1 protein-coding gene is annotated in these 1,726 nt (G+C 70.7%); it reads left to right on the top strand.

All coding sequences use genetic code 11. The features are described 5' to 3' along the window. Nucleotide 1 precedes the first annotated feature (1 nt). A partial coding sequence (locus ABZ281_RS48270; protein WP_356665080.1) for an FdhF/YdeP family oxidoreductase occupies nucleotides 2–1,726 on the top strand: 1,725 nt, incomplete at its 3' end.

Genomic DNA, 1,726 nt, shown 5'->3' on the forward strand with positions numbered 1-1,726 from the left:
GATGGCGTCGAAGCCGCCCAAGAGCGATCCGGTTCAGGACGCGCCGCAGGTCGCCGGGCCGAAGCACGCGGCCGCGGGGCTGCCGGCCATCGGGCACACGCTGCGGATCGCCCAGCAGCAGATGGGCGTGAAGCGCACCGCGCTGACGCTGCTGAGCGTGAACCAGAAGGACGGGTTCGACTGCCCGGGCTGCGCCTGGCCCGAGCCGGAGCACCGGCACAAGGCGGAGTTCTGCGAGAACGGCGCGAAGGCCGTGGCCGAGGAGGCCACCCTGCGCCGGGTCAGCCCCGAGTTCTTCGCCGCGCACCCGGTCGCCGACCTGGCCGGCCGCAGCGGCTACTGGCTGGGGCAGCAGGGCCGGCTCACCCACCCCATGTACCTCCCCGAGGGCGGCTCGCACTACGAGCCGGTCACCTGGGAGCGCGCCTTCGACATCATCGGCGAGGAGATCGCCGCGCTCGCGTCCCCGGACGAGGCCCTGTTCTACACCTCCGGCCGTACGAGCAACGAGGCCGCGTTCCTCTACCAGCTGTTCGCCCGCGAGCTCGGCACGAACAATCTGCCGGACTGCTCGAACATGTGTCACGAGTCGTCCGGCTCGGCCCTGTCGGAGACGATCGGCATCGGCAAGGGCAGTGTCCTGCTGGAGGACCTCTACAAGGCGGACCTGATCATCGTCGCCGGGCAGAACCCGGGGACGAACCACCCGCGCATGCTGTCCGCGCTGGAGAAGGCCAAGGACAACGGCGCGCAGATCATCAGCGTCAACCCGCTGCCCGAGGCGGGGCTGGAGCGCTTCAAGAACCCGCAGACCCCGCAGGGCATGGTCAAGGGCGCCGCGCTCACGGATCTGTTCCTGCAGATCCGCATCGGTGGCGACCAGGCCCTGTTCCGCCTGCTGAACAAGCTGATCCTGGAGACGGACGGCGCGGTCGACGAGGCGTTCGTGCGTGAGCACACGCACGGCTACGAGGAGTTCGCCGAGTCCGCCCGCGCCGCCGACTGGGACGAGACGCTCGCGGCGACCGGCCTGCACCGGGAGGACATCGAGAAGGCCCTGCGGATGGTCCTGGCCTCCGAACGCACCATCGTGTGCTGGGCGATGGGCCTCACCCAGCACAAGCACTCCGTCCCCACGATCCGGGAAGTCGTCAACTTCCTCCTGCTGCGCGGAAACATCGGCCGTCCGGGCGCGGGCGTGTGCCCGGTGCGCGGGCATTCGAACGTGCAGGGCGACCGCACGATGGGCATCTTCGAGCGGCCCTCCCCGGCGTTCCTGGACGCCCTGGAGAGGGAGTTCGGCTTCGCACCCCCGCGTGAACACGGCTATGACGTCGTGCGCGCCATCCGCGCCCTGCGCGACGGCGAGGCGAAGATCTTCTTCGCCATGGGCGGCAACTTCGTCTCGGCGTCCCCCGACACGGACGTCACCGAGGCGGCCATGCGCCGGGCCCGGCTGACCGTGCACGTGTCGACGAAGCTGAACCGTTCGCACGCGGTCACGGGCGCGCGGGCCCTGATCCTGCCGACGCTGGGCCGTACCGAGCGCGATGTCCAGGGCGGCGGCGAGCAATTCGTGACGGTCGAGGACTCGATGGGCATGGTGCACGCCTCCCGGGGCCGCCTGGAGCCCGCGAGCCGGCACCTGCTGTCGGAGCCGGCCATCGTCAGCCGGCTCGCCCGCCGCGTGCTCGCCGACGAGAGACTAACTCCGAGGGCGGAGTAC

Source organism: Streptomyces sp. NPDC006265 (assembly GCF_040613555.1).
Classification (GTDB): domain Bacteria; phylum Actinomycetota; class Actinomycetes; order Streptomycetales; family Streptomycetaceae; genus Streptomyces.